Source organism: Rothia sp. HMSC066H02, assembly GCF_001814995.1.
Lineage (GTDB): Bacteria > Actinomycetota > Actinomycetes > Actinomycetales > Micrococcaceae > Rothia > Rothia mucilaginosa.
Genome location: NZ_KV818674.1, coordinates 77,031 through 97,414 on the forward strand (window position 1 = coordinate 77,031; position 20,384 = coordinate 97,414).

A 20,384-nucleotide genomic window follows, 5' to 3' on the forward strand; every position below is an offset into this window, starting at 1 on the left:
GTGATAGTTAAAGGTATTTTTCATTTCGTTTCAACCTAGTGCACTTACTGAACTCTGTTTGACATAGAAAACCCCGCGGCTGAGGTCATCTCTCGGCCCACGGGGTTCCATGGTTTAGCTGGCTGCAGGTTCAGCCTCCGGGTCCTCCTCGTCTTCCTTCTTGGGGATAGCGACACCCACGGTCAGGTACCTCTTCACCAGCAGGTACGAGGCGATTACCGGCACCACGTACACCAGCGACAACCCGCTACCGGACTGCACAACATCCACGGCAAGACGGGGCGCCGCCAAGCATCCGCCCAAACCCACCAGGGCGACGCAGAAGCCACGCAACACGCCATACCCGGCAGTGCCCTCCTCAAAGGTCGCCGCCCACAGCCTGAACAGGGTGCGGCGCACAAAAATCAGGAAAACCGGCACCAGGCACAGCACCACCGAAACACCTACAGGCTCATAACCGGCAGCAGCGAAAGAAACCACCGGAATCAGCAGGCAGAAGAACACCATCAGGGCGCTCACACCCAGCACCACGGTGCGCACATACCGGTTGATGCGCTCCATACGGTGCAGGTTAGGGATCTCTTCGCTCGGCTGCGCGGCATTGTAGAAGAACAGCAGCAGAACCAGCGCGGACGCCGCCACATACCAGGGCTCGAAATTGATGCCGTCCACCTGCGGGGTGGAGGCAACCTGCGGGACACCCACCAGGGAGAGAGTAGCGAGCAGAACAATCGCGGCAACGCAGAACGTGCCCACCGTCAGCAGAAAGTAATGGTACGCGCCGCCGTTCTTTGCATCGTGCACACTGTGCTTGTGCGTGCCGTCAATCATCACGACGGAAAACAGCATTATGGAGATGGATAGGATGCTCCACGCGTACTCGCCCGTCATAACGGGGACAAGCATGAGAAGAATGGATATAGAGAAAAGAATCCACAGGCATACTCGCTGCAGTGTTGGTGAGGAGGCGAGGGCCTCTCCAAAAAAGCCGATGATAAAGTCGCCGATAAAGCTCACGGTGGATTCCTTTCTGCGGGGGTGGGGTTACTCTTTGATCTCTTCAAAGCGGAGGACGCTGAAGTCGAATTCATCGTTACGGGTATCGAAGGACTTGTATGCCCTGTATTTCTTGCCCGTCTTAAAGTTCTGGAGGTATTTGCGGATGGGGATACCATCAGGGGATTTGCTCGATGTGATGATTCCGCACTCTTCCGTTTCGAATTCACCAGAGATTGAGTAGGGGTCCTCGTGCTCAATGATTTCGACTGAGGTAACAGTGCAGATAGCGGATTCATTGCCCGGGTTGTAGTTGGTCATAAAATGTAAGGAGGCAAGGAACCCTAGCATGACTGCCATGAATATGATGACGTCGCGTGCATCCCACGCAGCTTTTGCCTTTTTGCGAAGATACTCTTTGAAGTCGATTTTATTCTTCTTTTTCTTGGTGTATCTCTTTTTGCGGGTCTTCTTTATGGCCCCAGTTTCGGTAACGTAATTTGCCTCTGGGTAACTCTTTTTCTTTGAGGTGTTCCTTTTCTTTGAAACGTTCTTTTTCCTGGGGGAGTTCTTTTTCACTGCTTTTCACCTTCTTTCTGGGTTGCAGGTTGTTATTCTGTGATGTCTTCAAAGCGGGTCGTCTCAAAAACTGTGCTCATAGTGTGTACGTCCTTGTGCGGTAGTGGTTGGTGAATCGTGCTCGCTACGGCGAGGTGGCGGGCACATCCTTAGCCTATCGCACGGTATCTGACCAGAAGGTTAACTCGACGCAATGCTCCGGTGAAGACTGGGCGACCATTCATCAGAGGGCCAAGATCCGTGTGTGACCACCCAATTTCCTGAGCTGCCATGAGGGGGCCCTGCCCCTCCTGCATTGTTGAAGGTGAAGGGTGGCGCGAAATGGTTCGCCGATTTCATATGGAAAGCCCCGGGTGGTGCGAGTTGAAGACTCGCGCCATCCGAGGCTTTATTTAGGGCTCATGAGCTGGTTATTCTTTGATTTCTTCAAGGCGAAGAGTGTTGAAATCTTTATCATCATTTCTTGTATTTAATGTTTTATACATCTTATACTTCTTTCCAGGCTGAATTTGGGAAACATACTCCGGAATATTTTTGCCATCTGGAGCGTTATACATTTCAACAACACCACATTCACTCGTCTCAAAAACACCCTTGGGAGAGAGAACGGTGGAGTTCGATACCTGACCTCCAATATCTTCAACTTTAGCTACATTTACAGTACATGCGGCGTACCAATTTTTATCTTCGTAGTGTCCAACGTAGTGTATAAATGTAAACAATAACCCCATGCCCAGAACAAGACTAATGAAAATTCTAAATTCCGGGGTTAGGATTTTCTTAATCCATGGGAACATTGTTTTCCTACTTTCTCAGTGTCTTGTCTGGTTGGTTCTCCGCAGGTTCTGGAGCTGCGAACTGTCATTCCTTGATTTCTTCAAAGCGGGTCATATCAAAATCTCTATCTTTCCTGTTTGAACGATTTGAAACATGGAATAGGTACTTTTTTCTAGGCTGTGCGGTCTTGACATATGCGGAAATCTTCCAACCCTCAGGGGGTTCAAACATCGTGAGTGTGCCGCATTCTTCTGTCTCAAAGACGCCCTTCAAACCAATGTCAGTCATGCCACCAAGGTCCGTTCCGCGACGCTCTTGCGTGTACGCCTTAGTTACGGTGCAGGTAGCGGTGAAACCGTCACTGTCATCACGTAGATTTATGGGAATAATAAAAAAGATATATCCAACGCACATCGTCAGAAAAAGCATTGTTATTCTTTCTGACCATTTGTTATGAGATTCCATCGCTCACCTCATTAGTCTTCCTGGATTTCTTAGCCTGCCGCGCTTCGCGGCGTGCCTCCTCACGCGCCTGCTGACGCTCCAACCTACGCGCCTCATTACGGGCAGCCCGGCGGCGGCGCTTCTGACGCTCACTCTTCGTCACACCCACCACATACTTCGTCTTACACAAGTCATAAAACTGGGCATAAATGTCCTGCGAGGAGCCATACATCCCCACCACCCTCATCACATCCAGGCCGTCCTCCTCAGCCCAACGCCCATGATCGTCACGGTACAGCACCTGCGCCATAAGGATGGTCGCATCAAACTGATACGGGTCGAAGCTACAGGTGCGCTTACCCATCTCGGTGCTACCAATGCGTAAGAACCCGTTCTTGCCGTTGTTCTCCACGTGGGCGAACGTAATGGAGGGGTAGGTGAAAGTGCGTTCCTTCCACCGCCAATTACGCCACCGCACACAATCCTCACGCAGCTCGAGGTAGAAGGCGTAGCAGTGGTTCAGTGGGAGAGCACCCTGCAGACCAAGCCCAAATGCGCCTATAAAAAGTAGAACCCCTTGATTAACAATCTCTCGGTCGCCGGAAGGACGTGGATATCCTAGGCCCAGCCAAATAATAGGCCAGATGACGAACCCAAGGATTGTGACGCTCCAAGAGAAGAGAAATCCAAAAAGGGGCCTTTTCTGTCTCTTATTCAGCGTGGGTTTGCCGAGCTTAATACGGATACCCGGTATCAGGGCGACGATAAGTCCTGCGAGGGCTCCGTCTTCTGCTGCGCTCATGGTGTGTACGTCCTTGTGCGGTAGTGGTTGGTGAATCACGCCCGCCTCGGTGAGGTGGCGGGCACATCCTTAGCCTATCGCACCCAATCTAGACGGGAGGTTAACTCGACGCAATGCTCCGGTGAAGACTCGGCAACCACTCCGCAGAAAACGCGAATCCGTGCTCAACCACCCAATTTCCTCGGCTACTCTGAGAACGAACCCGCACCCTCCGCATCGTTGCCGGAAGGCTGCTGGTCACCGATAGATAGAAAGGGTAGTGAACCACCATGATGATGAACTACACCATGATTGCCCTCTGGGGCGTAGTAAATGTCCTACAGACGTACAAGATGATCCGGTCCATCATTGTCTACGAAATCAACCGACGCCGAGACAAGAAGCTGTACGCCAAAAACATTTACATTACTCGAAGCGACCGCCTTGAAATAATTGCGCTTGTCGTTGTGCTTCCTATGATGCCTGCTCTGATGTTTATATTGCATTTGCTGGGCGACGTAGGATTCCATTTTGCAGATGTCGGATTTTTCCTTCTCACGTGTGCTTTTCTGTACTTCTTCAATGAAGCTACTGGGGCTTACACCAAAATTTCGCCGGAAGGAGTCGAAGGGGACGATGGGCACGGCAAGAAAACCTTCTACCCGCTCAACGCGATTGATAAGGTCACATACAGGGAGAGTTACGATAGCGAAATTCCAGACTCCGTCACCTTCGACACAAAATCGGGTGAGCGTATTGCGCGTTTCGGGCCCATCTATGAGGGCTACCCCCTCCTCGCAATGACCCGATTCAGGATCGAAAACGACCGCTGGCCAGACATGAACAACCCCGAAGAAGCCGCCCAGGTCAAGGCGTGGATGAACTGGAGCTCCACCATCCCGCACATCAAGGACAAGGAAATTTCTGGCCTCGCCGAAGTAGACATGTAGCCCGCAATTCAACCCGTATTGAGTGCGTGCCCGGCGTGTTTCTCAACCAATATTTCCGCAATTTTTCTGCCGGAAAAACGTGGACTAGCCCGCATGGTCTAACCCTCAACCAGAAGGTGCACTCTGCACGTAAAAACATTAACGTTGAGGCTTACAATAAAAAAGGTTTAACGCACAGCCGCACGCCGTGCACACGCCACGTCACTTCACAGAAACACCGACCCCGAAAGGCACATCATGGCCACCAAGAAGCCTGCACGCCTTACCCGCCGCGCAGCACTCGCCGCCGCAGGCGCAGGCGCAGCAACCGCCCTCGGCGCGCTGCTCACCCCCGCGCAGGCCTACTACAACCGACCCACCGTCCGTTACCGCCCGGCCTTCCGCTACACCTACCACTACAACGCCCGCTACGGTCGTCGCAATCGCGTCATCATCGTCGATAACGGCGGTAACTAAACCAAACGCCTAACCGGGATAACCCCGCGTTCGGCAAGAAAACATATACTAGGAGGCGGTGCCACACACCTGTGGCGCCGCCTTTTGGCGTACCATGTTGCACCCGCCGCACGGTACGCCCACCACCACGGATAGAGAGAACTCATGAATAAGATCAGCCCCCTCACCCGTCGCTCCGCGTTCGGCCTCATCGCGGCCGCCGGTGGCGCAACCTTCCTGGCCGCATGTGGCGCTCAGCCTCAGGCAACCAGCGGTAGCGCATCCGGTAGCGCTTCTGCTTCCGCTTCCGCATCTAAGACCGCACGTAGCGACTACTCCGGCGTTGCAACCCTCGACGGCTACACCTCCAAGCCTTCCGACTACCAGCCTGCAACCCGCACCGAGCCGTCCAAGAACGCCCCCGTGCCGACCAAGCCCGCCGTCGCCAACGAGAACAGCGTGGAAGGCCTGTATCAGTCCATCGCCTTCTTCGGCGCAGCCATGGAATACTACATGCGTACCGGTAAGACTGAGCCGCTGCGTGAATGTGCACTCGATAAGTCCGAGCTGAAGAGCATGATTGAGCCGGAAGAGGGCACCATTGGTGAGAAGCTGATTAAGGGTGAAGCCTGGATGCACGACGCGGCTGTCACCATCACCATGCTCACCCCGCAGCCCACCCGTGAGGGCGACACCTACAACTGGGATGTCCGCCTGACCATGGACCCCGGCGAGTTCATTGCAAGCAAGGATCGCGTGCAGGAAGCTCCCTCTGAATCGGAGCGTAAGGATGAGGTGGAGCGCACCCTGCACGGCGTGTACGAGAACGGCGCGTGGAAGCTGACCGGTATGCGTGCTTCTTCTTCGTCCTCTGCTTCTGCGTCCTAAAACTCGGTAGCCTAGGAGCATATAGCTTCTGACAATAGAAAGGTGCCCGCCCCGTGGCTAAAAACCACGAGGCGGGCGCCTCTCTCATGTGGTGAAGGACCTACCCTGCTTTTACCTACGCAGAAGCAAGCTTCTCCTCAAGCTCCTTCACAATCTTCGCGTGTTCCTTCTCAGAGATAGAAACCTTGAAGAAGAATGCGAGGAACGAGCACACAATAATGGCGAGCGGCACATAGAAAGCAGCCGTGTTGAACGTCTGAATGTTCTGCGCGGTGAGGCTATTAGGATCTGCACCGTTAGTCATAGCGGCAGCAACAGCAACCACACCCACGATGCTGTTAGAGAGAGCACCAGCGATCTTGTCGAGCATCGGGCGGACGGACAGGGTAACTGCCTCGTTGCGCTGACCGGTCTTCAGCTGGCCGTACTCAATGGAGTCGGTCAGCGCCAAGATAGCGGTCATCTGGATGAAGGTGTTCGGGGTGTAGAACAGCACCAGTGCCACGTAGACCAGAGCCAAGTTCTGCGGGAAAAGAATGAACAGAATGTAGGCGACAATCATCATGGCCAGGCCGCACAGGTACAGGTAGCGACGCTGGATGAAACGGTTGATGGCCGGGTACAGCGGAGCCAGCACAAGACCGGTAATGAACGCGATAAGACCAACGACCGAGTACTGTTCCTTGTCACGGATGATGAAGATGAAGTGGTACAGCAGGAAGCCGGTGGTTGCCACGTTTGCAATGGAGAAGAGCAGGTAGCTCAGAGAAATCCACAGGAGCTGATCATTCTGGCCGATGGCCTTGAATGCCTGCAGCAGGTTACCGCCCTCTTCAGAGTGGGTACGCAGGTCGCTCTCCTGCTCGGTGGTACCGAAAGCCACAGCCAGTGCGGTCACAATACCCAGGATGCAGATGATAGCGCCGAAGGCAGTCCAACCAGCCTGCGAGTTGGACTCTGCACCAGCCATACCGCTGAAGAAGCCCAGGATGGGGACCACGGTGGTGGTCACGCCGTTGTAGCCAATCGAACCGGTGAAGGTTGCCAAGGAAGTGAAGATACTGCGCTCGCGCGAGGACGACGAAAGCGCCGGAATCATACCCCAGTAGGAGATATCACGCAGGGAGTAGAGAACATCCAGGAGGATGAAGACGATGATGAAGACGATGATGAACAGAGTTTTGTCGGTGTTCACCAGACCAAAAAGACCGGTGAAAATCGCAAAAAGGAGAATTGACGAAGTGACACCACCGACAACCTGCCAGGGGTGGAAACGGCCCCAGCGAGTTTTCGTGTTATCGACGAGGTTACCCAGCAGCGGGTCAATGAAAATTTCTACAATACGAATGATGAAGACAAGAAGCGTAATAATGCCAATCATGGCGGCTGCTTCATCTTTTTCGTAGCTTGAGAACAGAGTCTGTGCAGCATAGTACGTCACAAAGTAAGTACTCAAGGCGTTGTAGTATGCTGCCTGTCCCAGGTTACCGAGTGCGTATGAGATTCGCTGAGTCAGCAAGCTCTTTGGCTTGCGTTTTGGGGCGGAGTGTTCTGCAGTTGCGGAAGCTCCGGAGTGATTCTGGCCCGCCATCCCCTTCTCCTTCGAGGTCGACATGGATTATGTGGAAAGCAATCGTAGCTTACCCGCGGATAAATGTGTTTTATACCTTATCCGCGTGATTATTGATTATTCTAAGTATAGCGATTGCGGAAAAACCGAGAAGGGTTTTCACGAATATTTTTTATTGATAGATAAGCCCTTCATAAACCCCGAGCAGTAAATGTCAAAATGCATTTTTTTGTAGGTCAGCGCATTACGCGTAATTTTATTTTGAACACCCTATAACCTTGTTTTCATCATCGCCTTCCGGCATCCTTAAAGGGACCAAACAAAGATGTATACGAGAGGAAGGAAGACATGTCTTCCACCGAACAAACGACTCCCGTAGTCTCCTCCCAGTCACCCTCAGCAGCGTGGCTTGATGACCCCACTGTGTACGCTGTCAACAGGGAGGCAGCGCACTCCGACCATCACTCCTCAAACCCCCAGCAGAGCCTCAACGGCACGTGGGCTGTCCGCACTGCATGGGCCTCAGACATTGATGTCACCACCGCAGAATTCGCCGCCCCCGCCCTCGACGAAAGCGACTACCAGAGCATCCCCGTCCCCGCCACCCTGGAAACTGAGGGACTCTGGCGCCCCGCCTACGTCAACATCCAGATGCCCTGGGACGGCCACGAAAACCCCGAAGCTCCTCACATCCCCGAGAAGAACCACGTAGCCCTCTACCGCAAGCACTTCACCCTGGAGGGCGACCTCAAGAAGATGCTGAGCGAATCGGGCCGCATCGCGCTCGCCTTCGAAGGCTTCGCAACCGCAATTTACGTGTGGGTTGACGGCACCTTCGTCGGTTACGCGGAAGACGGTTACACCACCACCTCCTTCGACATCACCGATATCGTCAGCAAGGACGCAGAAGGCAACCACACCCTGACCGTCGCATGCTACGAATACTCGAGCGCTTCATGGCTGGAAGGCCAGGACTCGTGGCGTTTCCACGGCCTCTTCCGTGCTGTGAACCTGGTAGCCCGCCCCGCAGTCAGCATCGCCTCCCTCACCGTTGAAGCAGACTACGACGCACCCACCGGCGAAGCACACCTGGACGCTCTCGTCACCCTCAACGGTGAAGAAATCAAGGCGTACACCCTGCAGGCCAGCGTCCTTGACGGCACCCAGGTCATCTGGTCTGGTATCGTCGCCGCCGAAGACGCATCCGTGCGCATCTCCTCCGACGCCCTTGAAGGTATCGCTCCCTGGTCAGCTGAATCGCCCTCTCTCTACACTCTGACGGTGGATCTGCTCCACGACGGCAAGACCGTAGAATCCACCAGCCAGCGCGTTGGATTCCGTCGCTTCCGCATCGAGAACGGAATCATGACCCTCAACGGTCACCGAGTCCTCTTCAAGGGTGTCAACCGCCACGAGTTCCACCCGCGTACCGGCCGCGTCCTGACCGTTGAAGACATGACTTCAGAGATTCTCTTCTGCAAGCAGCACAACATCAACGCTATCCGCACCAGCCACTACCCCAACGATTCACGCTTCTACGCCCTGGCCGACGAATACGGTATCTACCTGGTTGACGAAGCAAACCTGGAAACTCACGGCTCCTGGTGCACCCCCGGTGACATCCCCACCCCCGAGACCACGATCCCCGGCTCCCGCATGGAATGGGAAGGCGCCTGCGTTGACCGCGTAGAATCCATGATGCGCCGCGACTACAACCACCCCTCCGTAGTAATCTGGTCGCTCGGTAACGAAGCGTACGGCGGCGAAGTATTCCGCTCCATGTACCGCCGAGTCCACGAACTGGACCCCAACCGCCCCGTACACTACGAAGGCATCACCTGGCACCGCGAATTTGATGACGTCACCGACATCGAATCCGGTATGTACACCCACGCTGACGTCGTTGAAAAGTACCTGTCGAACAACCCCCAGAAGCCCTTCATCATGTGCGAATACATGCACGCAATGGGCAACTCGGTCGGCGCTATCGACGAATACGTCGCACTGGAACGCTACCCCCACTACCAGGGCGGTTTCATCTGGGACATGATCGACCAGGCACTCTGGCACCCCGGTGAGAGCGAAGGCGCCCCCGAATACCTCGCCTACGGTGGCGCATTCGGCGAACGCCCCTGCGACTACGAATTCTCCGGTGACGGTATCCTCTTCGCCGACCGCAAGGTAAGCCCCAAGGCCGCTGAAGTGAAGGCAGTGTACTCCAACCTGCGCATCACCCCTGACCAGAAGGGCGTGACGGTCGTCAACGACAACCTCTTCACCTCCACCGCAGACTACACCTTCAAGGCTAGCCTGCTGGTCAACGGCGTTCCTCAGTGGCAGGAAGACTACTTCTTCGACGTAGCCCCCGAATCCACCCACGAGCTGGCAATTCCCTGGCCCCTGGAAGAATACGCTGCCGACAACGCAGAAGTAACCCTGGACGTCAGCCTCGTGCTCACTGAAGACGCCGCATGGGCTCCTGCAGGACACGAAATTGCCTTCGGTCAGTACGTCATCCCCGCATCGCAGGCTGAAGCAAACACCGCTGAAGACGCAGCAGATGCGACGGTGACCGTCGGCCGCTGGAACGTCGGTCTGCGCAACAACCAGGCTGAAGTTATTCTGTCCCGCACTCAGGGCGGCATCGTCTCCTGGGTACACAACGGCACCGAGCATGTTATTCGCCCCCCGAAGCTCACCACCTTCAGGCCCCTGACCGACAACGACCGCGGCGCCGGACACGGTTTCGAACGCGCCCAGTGGACCGTTGCAGGCCGCTACGCCCGTTGCGCTAACGTTGCTGTCGAGCAGCCCAGCGATGACAGCGTGGCAGTGACCTACACCTACGAGCTGGCAACCCCCGCTCACACCGCTGTTACGGTCCGCTACGAAGCACAGAGCACCGGCAACGTGCGAGTAACCATCGACTACCCCGGAGAGAAGGACGCACCGTCCCTGCCCGCTTTCGGTCTGGAATGGGCACTGCCCGGCGAGTTCTCGCACCTGCGTTACTACGGCCTCGGCCCCGGCGACTCCTACCCCGACCGTTGCAGCGGCGTCCGCCTGGGCGTGTGGGAAAGCACCCCCGAGCAGGACTACGCACCGTACCTGGTACCTCAGGAAAGCGGCAACCACATGGGTGTCCGTTGGGCTGAAGTAACGAACGACAGCAACCACGGCTTCCGTGTCCGCCAGCTGCAGACTGCCGGTGAGGGCCTGCACGTATCGCTCCTGCCCTACTCCTCCTACCAGATTGAGGAAGCTTCCCACCAGTGGGAGCTGCCCGAAAACAACCGCACCTACCTGCGTATCCTGGCAGGTCAGCTCGGCGTTGGTGGAGATGACTCGTGGGGCTCGCCGGTACACAGTCAGTACCACATCGATGCAACCGAGCCGCTGCACATGGATATTGCGCTAGAAATTATCTAACGCAACGCTCGGCACAGTAGCAGTAGATGCCTACCTTCGTGTAGCGTCCACAGCTCTCTAGAAAAGAGGCGCCCGCCTCGTGGTTTTATTCCACGAGGCGGGCGCCTTTCTTATATGCGCAATAAAGCATATACCCTTATCGGGGTGCTACCAGATGCGCACTCGCTCCTCCGGAGCCAAGTACAGTGCATCGCCCTCAGAGACACCAAACGCCTCATAGAACTCATCAATATTGCGCACCACGCCGTTTACACGGAACTCATCCGGCGAATGCGGATCCACCGAAATCATCACCTCAGCATGCTGCGGGCGGGACTTCGTGCACCAGCCGCGAGCATTCGAGAAGAAGAAACGCTGAATACCGGTCATACCGTCAATCACCGGCGCGTCAGCTAGCGACTCAATGCCCTGCTTCTTCAAAGCCAGACGGTACGCCTTCAACGCAATCGACATGCCGGACAGGTCACCAATGTTCTCGCCCAGAGTCAGCTCACCATTCACGTGGAACTTCGGGTCCAGACCCACCGGAACGTACGCGTTATACTGTTCCACCAGGGCTGCGGTGCGCTCCTTGAACTTCGCGTAATCCTCCTCAGTCCACCAGCTCTCCAGCTTACCGTCACCGTCATAGCGGGAACCCTGATCGTCAAAACCGTGACCAATCTCGTGGCCAATAATCATGCCGATATTGCCGTAGTTCGCCGCATCATCAGCATCCGGGTTGAAGTACGGCGGCTGCAGAATCGCTGCCGGGAACACAATCTCATTCGCCGGCGGCATGTAGTACGCGTTCACGGTCTGCGGAGTCATCAGCCACTCCGCCTTATCCACCGGCTGACCCTTACGGGCAATCAGCCAGTCAGCATCGAACGCACCGGTGCGGCGCAGGTTCTCGAACAGGTCGCCGGGCACCAGCTCCAGTGCGGAGAAGTCGCGCCATTTATCGGGGTAACCGATCTTGGTGACGAACTTCGACAGCTTCTCCAGCGCCTTCTGACGGGTTGCCTCAGTCATCCAGTCCAGCGACTCAATGGACTCGCGGTACGCCTCAAGGAGGTTGCCGACCAGAACCAGCATCTTCTCCTTGTGCGAGGGCGGGAAGTGCACAGCCACGTACTCCTGGCCAATCTCCTCACCCAGAGCCTTCTCGACAGCACCCACGCCGCGCTTCCAGCGCTCACGAATCTGCTGAGTACCGGAAAGGGTCTTGCCGTAGAAGTTGAAGCTCTCCTGAACCAGTTCGTCGTACATGAACGGCGCACGCGAACGCAGAACGGTCCACACAGCCCACAGCTTCCAGCTCATCAGCGGGATGGAGGTGAACAGCTTAGCCGCACCCTCAAAGAAGGACGGCTGAGCCACAATAACCTGACCCAGGGTCTCCGGGTCGGCACCAAGAGCCAGTAGCCACTGCGAGAACGGGAAGCCGGGGAACTTCTCGTCCAGCTCGGTCGCCTGGTACGGGTTGTAGGTCGCCTCGGCGTCACGGTTCTCCACGACGTTCCAGTGCAGACGAGCCAGCTCAGACTCGTGAGTGAACACCAGCTGAGCCGCCTGCTCCGGGGTGAGACCGAAGCCCTCAGCCAGACCGGTCAGCTGGAACATGCGGGCAATATGCTCAACGTACGCCGCGCATGCAGCCTCGTGCTTTTCTTCACGGTAGTAGGATTCGTCCGGCAGACCCAGACCCGACTGGTACAGGAAGAACGTGTAGTTCTTCGGGTCCTTCGGGTCGTTGCTGGTGTACCAGGCGAACAGCTGCGGCAGACCCGCACGAGACAGCAGCGCCAGGGTCACAGCCAGGTGGGAGGGGGTTGCCGAGTTCAGAATCGGGGCGATTTCCTTCAGCAGCGGTTCCAGGCCGTCCGCCTCAATCTTCTCAACATCCATGAAGGAGTTGTACAGCGCGCCGATGCGGGACTCCGGCTGCTCCTTCGCGATCTTCTCCACCAGCTCACGCACGTGCTTCTCTGCGTTATCGCGGAGGGTGTACAGGCCGCCGTCCTTGGGGCGGTCCGCCGGGATTTCGTGGGTTGCCAGCCACTTGCCGTTGACGTGGCGGAAGAAATCGTCGCCCGGCTTGACGGTTTCATCCACCCATTCTTTAGTGATTCCAGAGTTAGTAGTCATGGTTCCATTCTAGGTTCTTAACGTAAGAAGCCACACGATTACCGACAAGCCACCATATGGTGACTCACCAGCAAACGTGTGGCTTCCCTACACGAAAGACCGGACAATTATGCCTGAGCCTTCGCAGCCAGCTTCTCCGCACGCTCAGCCATCAGACGCTTCTCAGCACCGTTGACCAGCCACAGGAATAGCACAGCCAGACCCGAGCACACAATCATGAAGACGAACGCGGTGCTCCAACCCCAGTGGTCAACAATAATGCCGATACCGGCAGAAGCCAGGGTCGCACCCAGCGCGTAACCGAACAGGCCGGTGAAGCCCGCAGCGGTACCAGCAACATGCGAGGGGGACAGGTCAATAGCCTGCAGACCAATCAACATGACCGGGCCATAAATCAGGCCACCAATCAGAGCCAATGCAACGTACGCAATCCACAGCGGCGCATCCGAAGAAGGCAGCCAGTACAGCAGAATCGCGCCAACGGTCGCAATCAGGAACAGAATACCCGCGGGGGAGCGGCGACCCTTGAACATGCGGTCAGAAACGTAACCGCACAGGACGGTGCCACCAATACCGGCAAGCTCCAGAATCGAGAAGCCCGCAATACCACCCTCAAGGGAAGCGTGGCGCACATCGTGCAGGTACTTCGGCGCCCACACCAGTACGCCGTAACGCAGGGTGTACACGAACACGTTCGCCAGAGCCAGGTGCACCATGGTCGAGTTGGTCAGCACGTGCTTACGGATGGTGGTCCAGGTGGACTCTGCACGGTCCTCAGCGGTGGACTCAACCTTGTGCGGGTCGTTGCGGTACACGTCAACGGTGGGCAGGCCCTCTGCCTCGGGATTGTCACGAATCAGCAGCCACGCCACGAACGCCAGAACGAAGCTGATAACTGCGGGGAACCAGAAAGCAACTTCCCAGGTCTTGCCGAACATGGAGAAGCCCCACGCAACCAGCAGACCGGACAGCGCACCACCAACGTTGTGGGCGGTGTTCCACCAGGAAACCTTCGTGCCGCGCTCGCTGGTGGAGAACCAGTTCACGAGCACACGACCCGAGGGGGGCCAGCCCATGCCCTGGAAGATTCCGTTGAAGACCATGATGGTCGCCATGATGGAGGCGATAGCGGCACCGTAGCCTGCCGCACCCGCGCCTTCACCCATGTAACCGGTCATAGCCAGCAGGATGTTTGCAACACCCGAGAGCACCAGACCGATGGGCAGGAACAGACGCGCGTTCGAGCGGTCAGAAATCATTGCGGTGAAGAACTTGCTGAAGCCGTAAGCCAGCAGCAGTGCCGTGGACAGAGCACCAATTGCTGCGTTGCTGAAGCCAAGTTCCTTGGTCAGAATCGGGGTGACCAGCGGGACGTTGTTACGAATTAGGTAGAAGGTCGCGTAACCGATGAAGATACCCATGAAGACCTGCAGGCGCATGCGCGGGTACTTCGCATTAACTTCTGCTTCGCTGAGCTGGGGCTTGGGTGCCGGAATAGCTAGCCAGCGGGGTGTAGAACCCTTCTTCTTCTTTGATGAAGTGGTAGTAGTCATGCTGGAATTCTAAAAACGGCGGCTTATAAAAATGCTAATCCGCTGGAAATGTTTTCAGTAGAATGTTCACTAGGGTGAACGGATATTCAGAGTGATTATTCTATTAATACTGTTTTTACTCCGGAATTACGGGGAAGTATTAAATCTGTGTGATGTATATCTGTCTACTGGGCAACAGTGCCACGGGTGATGCAGTGAATATAAATACTTTCCTTGTTGAGTAAGTATGTGTTTTGGTCAGACCACAACTAAATTTAGAGTTATTTATACCCTAAGTTCAAAAAGAAAACCACTTGAACACCACAAAATCGGTGCCCAAAAACAAGCACAGAAAACCCGCCCGCACGGTGCAGAAGAAAAACCGTACGGGCGGGCCTGTTATCTATCCCCAAAAGTTCGGCGTGCAGTCGGTACGCATACCGGCGGGAAGCCGAACAGCCGCCACCTGCCGCAGGTTACCGCGAGCAAACCATCATCCGGTCAACCCGCAGCAGGCAGCGGAACCTAAAGCTCTCCGGGTGGGAAACCTAGAGAGAAGCGCGAATCGCCTTGGTGGCGTCCACCAGGTGACGCAGAGACTGCTTGGTCTCCTCGTAATCACGAGTCTTCAGACCGCAGTCAGGGTTCACCCACAGGTCAGCAATGGTGCCGTAACCAATCGCAGCCTTCAGCAGGGACTCAATCTCATCCTGCGAGGGAACACGCGGGGAGTGGATGTCCCACACGCCCGGGCCCAAACCGGAAACGAAGCTCTCCGGAATGTCAGCCAGCAGCTCCATGTGCGAGCGGGCGGCCTCGATGCTGGTTACGTCGGCGTTCAGAGCGTTAATCGAGTCGATAATCTCGTTGAACTCCGAGTAGCACAGGTGGGTGTGAATCTGAGTGGAATCCTTCACCGCGCTGGTTGCCAGGCGGAAGGAGTTCACCGACCAGTCCAAATACTGCGGCTGCTCGTCGCGGCGCAGGGGCAGCAGCTCACGCAGAGCCGGCTCGTCCACCTGAATGATGCGGATGCCCGCCTGCTCCAGGTCGGCAATCTCGTCGGCAAGAGCCAGAGCCACCTGGTTAGCGGTCTCGCGGCGCGGCTGGTCGTCACGCACGAAGGACCACGCCAGAATCGTCACCGGGCCGGTGAGCATGCCCTTGACCGGCTTGTCGCTCAGCGACTGTGCGTGGGAGCTCCACGGAACGGTGAACGCCTCACCGCGCAGGCCCTCACCGTGACGCTTCACGTCACCGAACAGGATCGAGGGGCGGGTGCAACGCGAACCGTAGGACTGAACCCAGCCGTGGCGGGTGGTTGCGAAGCCGTCGAAGTTCTCAGCGAAGTACTGAACCATGTCGTTACGCTCAGCCTCACCGTGAACCAGCACGTCCAGGCCCAGCTCCTCCTGCAGCTTGATGACCGAGGCGATTTCGTCACGCAGGAAGCCGTTCAGCTCCTCAGCGGAAATCTTGCCCGCACGAGCCTCCGCACGGTGGCGGCGAATCTCAGCGGTCTGCGGGAAGGAGCCGATGGTGGTGGTCGGTAGCTTCGGCAGGTTCAAGTCAGCCTGAGCCTCACGGCGAACGTCAATGGTCGGGCGGTCGAAGTCCTCGGGAGTCACAGCTGCGGCGCGGGCACGAATCTCGTCGTTGTGCTTGCGCGGGTCAGCGGCGAAGCGAGCCAGCGCCTCATCAGCAGCCTTCAGCTCCGGCTCAACAGCGGCCTCACCCTCAGCCAGGCCACGAGCCAGCAGAGCAATCTCGGCGACCTTCTGATCGGCGAACGCCAGGCCGTCCACGGGAACCTCGGCGGGGTCTTCCAGAGCCAGGTCGTGCGGCACGTGCTGCAGGGAGGTCGAAGAAGCCACAGACACGGCACCCTCGGATGCGCCGGGCAGCGCCTCCAGAGTCTTCAGGGCGGCGCGAACATCGGCACGCCACACGTTGCGGCCGTTCACAACACCGGCAACCAGGTGCACACCAGCGGCAGAAATGGACTCCAACTCAGCCTTCGAGTACACGCCGTGCACCAGGTCAAGGTGCAGAGCCTCAATACCGGTACCCAGCAGTGCCGGCAGGTTCTCACGCAGGGAACCGTAGGGGCTGGTCACCAGAATCTGCGGGCGCTTCTCGCCGGTAGCCAGGGCACGGTAGGTGCGCTCGGCAAGCTGCGCAACCTTCGCGTTGTCGGCACGGTCCACGGTCAGGCCCGGCTCGTCCAGCTGAACCCACTCAACACCGCGCTCAGCCAACTGCTCCAGCACCTGAGCGTACGCGGCAACGAACTCATCCAGACGGTCAACGGGGGAGAAGTCCTCAGCGGAACCCTGCTCAGCCTTAGCGCCCAGCAGCAGGGTCAACGGGCCAACAATCTGCGGGCGAACCTTCACGCCAGCCTGCTTTGCGACCTCAAGCTGCTCGTCAATAGCCTCAAGGTTCAGCTTAATCTCGGTACCGGCACCAATCTCGGGCACCAGGTAGTGGTAGTTGGTGTCGAACCACTTAGTCATCTCCAGAGGAGGCAGGGTCTCGGTACCGCGCGCCAGTGCGAAGTAGCCGGGCAGATCCAGCAGACCGCGTGCGTCCTTAGCCTCAGCCAGACGCTCGGGAACCAGGGTGAACAGGCGAACCACGTCAAGCACCTGGTCGTAGTAGGAGAAGGTCGCCGGAATCGAGTAGTTATCAGCCTTCAGACCGGCGGCGGTCACGCGCTCGAAGTAGGTGCGCTGCACGTCAGCGGCGGTGTCCTGCAGCTCCTGCAGGGTTGCCTTGCCCTTCCAGAAAGCCTCCTGAGCCTTCTTCAGCTCGCGGAAGCGGCCCACGCGGGGGTAGCCAACAATGGTTGCGGCGGGGAATGCGGTGTTCGACATAATATTTTTTCCTTTACTGGGGATAGATGTGGGAGTCGGTTCCGGTGTTTTACCACCCGACTGTGGGTGGTGAAACGGAGAACTCAACAACTCCCGGAATATTTGTGGGGGAGAAAGTGGGAACGCATCCGACAAGGAGCGTTACGGGTTGGGTTAGGCGTATTCCAGTTCGCTCAGCGGCTGAGAGAAACGGTTGCTGTATCGGGGTAGGTCCAGCTGGTCCAGAACGTCCAGCACCGCGGCATGCTCGTTGAAGGTGAAGAAGTGCAGGCCCGGTGCGCCCGCATCCATCACGGCGCGGCACTGGTTCAGCGCGTAATCCACACCGATGCGGTGCAGCTCTGCGTTACTGGTTGCTGTCTCTAGGGCGTAGGCTAGGTCCGTCGGGACTTCCATGCCCGCCATCTGGCAGAGGTTCTGTAGGCGCTTCAGGGAGGTCACCGGCATGATGCCCGGAATAATCGGAATATCCACGCCTGCCAGGTGCGCCGAATCGACCAGGGCGCTATAGCGTTCATCCTCAAAGAACACCTGAGTAATCGCGAAATCTGCGCCGGCACGCTGCTTCGACAGCAGAATCTCAATATCCTGCAGCAGGGATGCGGACTCGGGGTGCTTCTGCGGGTACGCCGCCACACCAATCGACACCTTGCCAGCTGCCAGGTGGGCGAAATCTTCACGCTCCACGCGGCGAATCAGTTCCACCAGGTAGCGGGCGAAAGGAAGTTCAGAAACCTGACCTTCCTGAATATCACCGCGAAGAGCCAGGAAACCACGCACGCCCAGACCCAGAATCAGGCGGACTGCACGCTCCAGCTCGTGCACCGAATGGCCCGCACAAATCAGGTGAGCTAGCGGGGTGAGGGAGGTTTCATGCACCAGGTGGTCAAGTAGCGCGAGGGTCTTCTGGCGGCGCTTCGCGTCACCGGCGTAGGTGACTGACACGTAGTCGGGGTTGGTGCCCTCAAGCTCTGCAATGGTGTGGAGTAGCGACTCGCAGCTTGCGTGTGAGCGGGGTGGGAATAGCTCAAAAGAAAGAGCCGGGTGAACTGTCGTCATAACCTTCCTTCGTGTTCACCCGATAGATACGCACCGGGAGGGTGCGTGAATTCTTCTGCAGGATGCGCTGTACCGGTTTGTGGGTACGACTCATCAAGGGGTGCCGAAGGGTATTCTTCTCTATCGGTTCTGGCGGGAGCACCTTGTCCGTACCCTGCACCGTGACGGTGGGGGATACTGGCGAGGTTGCTGCGACGTCTACGAGCCAGATCTCTCGGTCGCTCTTGATAGATAACGCTTTCACTCTACCCACTGCCTCCGAGGGTGCGCAAGGGATGCGGCGGTTGATGTCCTAATATTTCTGGACATGACATCGGGGGCGAAATATGAACTTAATATGACTGACTATGACGAAGGGTGCTGGGGGCGTTGCGGGTAGAGCTGTCGGCTGACCCCTGGATGCCTGAAAATATCACAGATACGCCTGCTTAATATTCTTGGACACGCACGAATATGTGTGTTTTATATTTCATTGAAGAGTAGAGTTAGTTAGCAAAGTACAGCCGTGCTTCATTAACTGCTCATCGAGGAGTTGTAGGGCTCAAAGATGAGTTCAATACGACTTTGCGAGCGTGGTGAGAATGAAAAAGCTATTTTCTTCTATACTCTGGTCTTTCCGCCTAGCCTGGAAAACCTGTCCTGGGACCCTAGTGAGCGTCGCCCTATCGCTAGCCGTCGTAGCCTGCATTCCCCTGAGCCAATCCTTGCTAATCGGTAATACAGTATCAGCCTTGAGCGGTTCAAATGGTGGCACAGCATGGATTTATATTGTTGCTCTTGCCCTTGTCGTTGGAATTAATATCATTGCTCAACGCTGGGTAAGAAGTAACATGCTTATCCTCAAATCAAAGATGAACTATCGGGTTCACCGCATGTTAAATAACAGGTTATCTACATTTCCGTTGTCTGATATAGGTAGCACAAAATCACAGGAAGATATACGTGCTGCAAGAGAGGCAATATCGAAACAGGAATTGCAGGTTCACACCATGTCAGTTATGACACTGGTGAGTTCCTTTGCGATGGTTTTCCTCCTCTGTTTTAATATTGCAAACGTCAGCATGGTGGCAGCAATTTTTGCGGCACTGTGTTCACTACCCCTATCTATTGCAATGGTAATCCTCGCTAAACGTGATTACGCTATATACACCCTAATGTACGAGGACTATCGGGTAGAGAACTACTATCTAGACAATCTGATAGCTCAAAGTCGCGCCCAAGAACTTCACCTCATGAGAGCCTCCCGATTTTTCTCGCAACGCGTAGCGTCCTGGCGACGCCGGGCAGCCGGTAGGGAATTGAGCCTTGAAAGTGTTAGAGGAATCATCTCCATAGTTGCAGGGCTACTCTGCTCTGTCTTACTCTTTGCGTCCCTGTACTTCCTTGTGGATTCAGGCGCCGATATATCGTATGTGGCCGGATCGCTGATTGGCATCATCGCCTGTGTTAACGCGACCCAAGAGGTGGGATATTCATTCGGCCAGATTATTAATGGAGCATTATCTGTTCAGCAATTCCGAAGGGTATGCGACTCTGATACTTACGACCATGCTTCTGAGATAAAAACTTCTAACCCTAACCGTGAAAATATTTCAAAAATTATATGCAAAGATGTATCCGTTCAGTATGAGGGCGCGTCGTCTTTTGCGCTTAAAGATATTAATCTTGAGCTGATGAATAATCAAATGATTGCAGTAGTTGGTGCCTCGGGCGCGGGAAAAACAACGCTAATAAATGCAATTCTTGGAATTACACCAATTGCCCAGGGGAGCATAACGTATAAGGGTGCTTCTTCTGAGAGTAAATACAACATGTTGGCAAATGTGGGTTTGGTGAGTCAAGACTACGGCCGTTATGAACTGACTGTGCGTGAAAATCTTCTTCTGGGTTTGCCGCAGGAGGCTGTTGAGCGTCTTGGTGATGCTGATTTGTGGTCGG

The 20,384-nt window shown here is 56.1% G+C and carries 15 protein-coding genes and 1 riboswitch; of the genes, 5 read left to right on the forward strand and 10 right to left on the reverse strand.

What is annotated here, in order from left to right; translation table 11 throughout:
• Positions 1 to 114 precede the first annotated feature (114 nt).
• The 5 genes from HMPREF2999_RS04120 to HMPREF2999_RS04140 form a co-directional block, all read right to left on the reverse strand.
• On the reverse strand, positions 115 to 891 hold the full coding sequence (locus HMPREF2999_RS04120) for a hypothetical protein (protein WP_246823071.1): 777 nt from the start codon (positions 889 to 891) through the stop codon (positions 115 to 117).
• A gap of 153 nt (positions 892 to 1,044) precedes the next feature.
• Positions 1,045 to 1,575, reverse strand: coding sequence for a hypothetical protein (locus HMPREF2999_RS04125; protein ID WP_070675521.1), 531 nt, complete (start codon positions 1,573 to 1,575; stop codon positions 1,045 to 1,047).
• 410 nt (positions 1,576 to 1,985) lie between these two features.
• A complete protein-coding gene (locus tag HMPREF2999_RS04130) occupies positions 1,986 to 2,372 on the reverse strand; it encodes a hypothetical protein (protein WP_070675518.1) in 387 nt (128 codons plus the stop codon).
• Between the two features lie 64 nt (positions 2,373 to 2,436).
• Positions 2,437 to 2,781: a hypothetical protein gene (locus HMPREF2999_RS04135; protein ID WP_070697724.1), complete on the reverse strand. Its 345-nt coding sequence runs from the start codon at positions 2,779 to 2,781 to the stop codon at positions 2,437 to 2,439.
• Between the two features lie 22 nt (positions 2,782 to 2,803).
• Positions 2,804 to 3,598, reverse strand: coding sequence for a cobalamin biosynthesis protein CobN (locus HMPREF2999_RS04140; RefSeq protein WP_070675516.1), 795 nt, complete (start codon positions 3,596 to 3,598; stop codon positions 2,804 to 2,806).
• A 269-nt stretch (positions 3,599 to 3,867) separates the two neighbouring features.
• Here HMPREF2999_RS04140 and HMPREF2999_RS04145 point away from each other — a divergent pair, with 269 nt between their 5' ends.
• The 3 genes from HMPREF2999_RS04145 (at position 3,868) to HMPREF2999_RS04155 (ending at position 5,850) form a co-directional block, all read left to right on the forward strand.
• A complete protein-coding gene (locus HMPREF2999_RS04145; protein ID WP_083315072.1) occupies positions 3,868 to 4,527 on the forward strand; it encodes a hypothetical protein in 660 nt (219 codons plus the stop codon).
• A 237-nt stretch (positions 4,528 to 4,764) separates the two neighbouring features.
• Positions 4,765 to 4,983, forward strand: coding sequence for a transcriptional initiation protein Tat (locus tag HMPREF2999_RS04150; protein ID WP_070675512.1), 219 nt, complete (start codon positions 4,765 to 4,767; stop codon positions 4,981 to 4,983).
• 144 nt (positions 4,984 to 5,127) lie between these two features.
• A complete protein-coding gene (locus tag HMPREF2999_RS04155; protein WP_070675509.1) occupies positions 5,128 to 5,850 on the forward strand; it encodes a DUF6318 family protein in 723 nt (240 codons plus the stop codon).
• Positions 5,851 to 5,965: 115 nt separating this feature from the next.
• Here HMPREF2999_RS04155 and HMPREF2999_RS04160 read toward each other — a convergent pair whose 3' ends face one another.
• A complete protein-coding gene (locus HMPREF2999_RS04160; protein ID WP_246823072.1) occupies positions 5,966 to 7,441 on the reverse strand; it encodes a glycoside-pentoside-hexuronide (GPH):cation symporter in 1,476 nt (491 codons plus the stop codon).
• A 327-nt stretch (positions 7,442 to 7,768) separates the two neighbouring features.
• Between HMPREF2999_RS04160 and HMPREF2999_RS04165 the strand changes: the two genes are divergently transcribed.
• Positions 7,769 to 10,849 (forward strand): beta-galactosidase, LacZ type, encoded by a 3,081-nt coding sequence (locus HMPREF2999_RS04165; protein ID WP_070675506.1) that lies wholly within the window; start codon positions 7,769 to 7,771, stop codon positions 10,847 to 10,849.
• Positions 10,850 to 10,996: 147 nt separating this feature from the next.
• Here HMPREF2999_RS04165 and HMPREF2999_RS04170 read toward each other — a convergent pair whose 3' ends face one another.
• The 4 genes from HMPREF2999_RS04170 to HMPREF2999_RS04185 form a co-directional block, all read right to left on the reverse strand.
• Positions 10,997 to 12,979: a M13 family metallopeptidase gene (locus tag HMPREF2999_RS04170; protein ID WP_070675503.1), complete on the reverse strand. Its 1,983-nt coding sequence runs from the start codon at positions 12,977 to 12,979 to the stop codon at positions 10,997 to 10,999.
• A 107-nt stretch (positions 12,980 to 13,086) separates the two neighbouring features.
• On the reverse strand, positions 13,087 to 14,532 hold the full coding sequence (locus HMPREF2999_RS04175) for an MFS transporter (protein WP_070675501.1): 1,446 nt from the start codon (positions 14,530 to 14,532) through the stop codon (positions 13,087 to 13,089).
• A 527-nt stretch (positions 14,533 to 15,059) separates the two neighbouring features.
• Positions 15,060 to 17,387, reverse strand: a complete 2,328-nt coding sequence (gene metE / locus HMPREF2999_RS04180) for a 5-methyltetrahydropteroyltriglutamate--homocysteine S-methyltransferase (protein WP_070675499.1) — start codon at positions 17,385 to 17,387, stop codon at positions 15,060 to 15,062.
• Between the two features lie 153 nt (positions 17,388 to 17,540).
• On the reverse strand, positions 17,541 to 18,446 hold the full coding sequence (locus tag HMPREF2999_RS04185; RefSeq protein WP_049340837.1) for a methylenetetrahydrofolate reductase: 906 nt from the start codon (positions 18,444 to 18,446) through the stop codon (positions 17,541 to 17,543).
• A 117-nt stretch (positions 18,447 to 18,563) separates the two neighbouring features.
• Positions 18,564 to 18,680, reverse strand: a riboswitch (SAM riboswitch).
• 416 nt (positions 18,681 to 19,096) lie between these two features.
• Between HMPREF2999_RS04185 and HMPREF2999_RS04190 the strand changes: the two genes are divergently transcribed.
• Positions 19,097 to 20,384: ATP-binding cassette domain-containing protein (locus HMPREF2999_RS04190; protein WP_246823073.1), on the forward strand; the 1,288-nt coding region annotated here is incomplete at its 3' end.

What these genes read in the sequence shown, in the direction of transcription:
- HMPREF2999_RS04120 (WP_246823071.1), bottom strand. Translation starts at nt 891, where the DNA reads ATGACGGGCGAGTACGCGTGGAGCATCCTATCCATCTCCATAATGCTG.
- HMPREF2999_RS04130 (WP_070675518.1), bottom strand. Translation starts at nt 2,372, where the DNA reads ATGTTCCCATGGATTAAGAAAATCCTAACCCCGGAATTTAGAATTTTC.
- HMPREF2999_RS04135 (WP_070697724.1), bottom strand. Translation starts at nt 2,781, where the DNA reads ATGCTTTTTCTGACGATGTGCGTTGGATATATCTTTTTTATTATTCCC.
- HMPREF2999_RS04140 (WP_070675516.1), bottom strand. Translation starts at nt 3,598, where the DNA reads ATGAGCGCAGCAGAAGACGGAGCCCTCGCAGGACTTATCGTCGCCCTG.
- HMPREF2999_RS04145 (WP_083315072.1), top strand. Translation starts at nt 3,868, where the DNA reads ATGATGATGAACTACACCATGATTGCCCTCTGGGGCGTAGTAAATGTC.
- HMPREF2999_RS04150 (WP_070675512.1), top strand. Translation starts at nt 4,765, where the DNA reads ATGGCCACCAAGAAGCCTGCACGCCTTACCCGCCGCGCAGCACTCGCC.
- HMPREF2999_RS04155 (WP_070675509.1), top strand. Translation starts at nt 5,128, where the DNA reads ATGAATAAGATCAGCCCCCTCACCCGTCGCTCCGCGTTCGGCCTCATC.
- HMPREF2999_RS04160 (WP_246823072.1), bottom strand. Translation starts at nt 7,441, where the DNA reads ATGGCGGGCCAGAATCACTCCGGAGCTTCCGCAACTGCAGAACACTCC.
- HMPREF2999_RS04165 (WP_070675506.1), top strand. Translation starts at nt 7,769, where the DNA reads ATGTCTTCCACCGAACAAACGACTCCCGTAGTCTCCTCCCAGTCACCC.
- HMPREF2999_RS04170 (WP_070675503.1), bottom strand. Translation starts at nt 12,979, where the DNA reads ATGACTACTAACTCTGGAATCACTAAAGAATGGGTGGATGAAACCGTC.
- HMPREF2999_RS04175 (WP_070675501.1), bottom strand. Translation starts at nt 14,532, where the DNA reads ATGACTACTACCACTTCATCAAAGAAGAAGAAGGGTTCTACACCCCGC.
- metE (WP_070675499.1), bottom strand. Translation starts at nt 17,387, where the DNA reads ATGTCGAACACCGCATTCCCCGCCGCAACCATTGTTGGCTACCCCCGC.
- HMPREF2999_RS04185 (WP_049340837.1), bottom strand. Translation starts at nt 18,446, where the DNA reads ATGACGACAGTTCACCCGGCTCTTTCTTTTGAGCTATTCCCACCCCGC.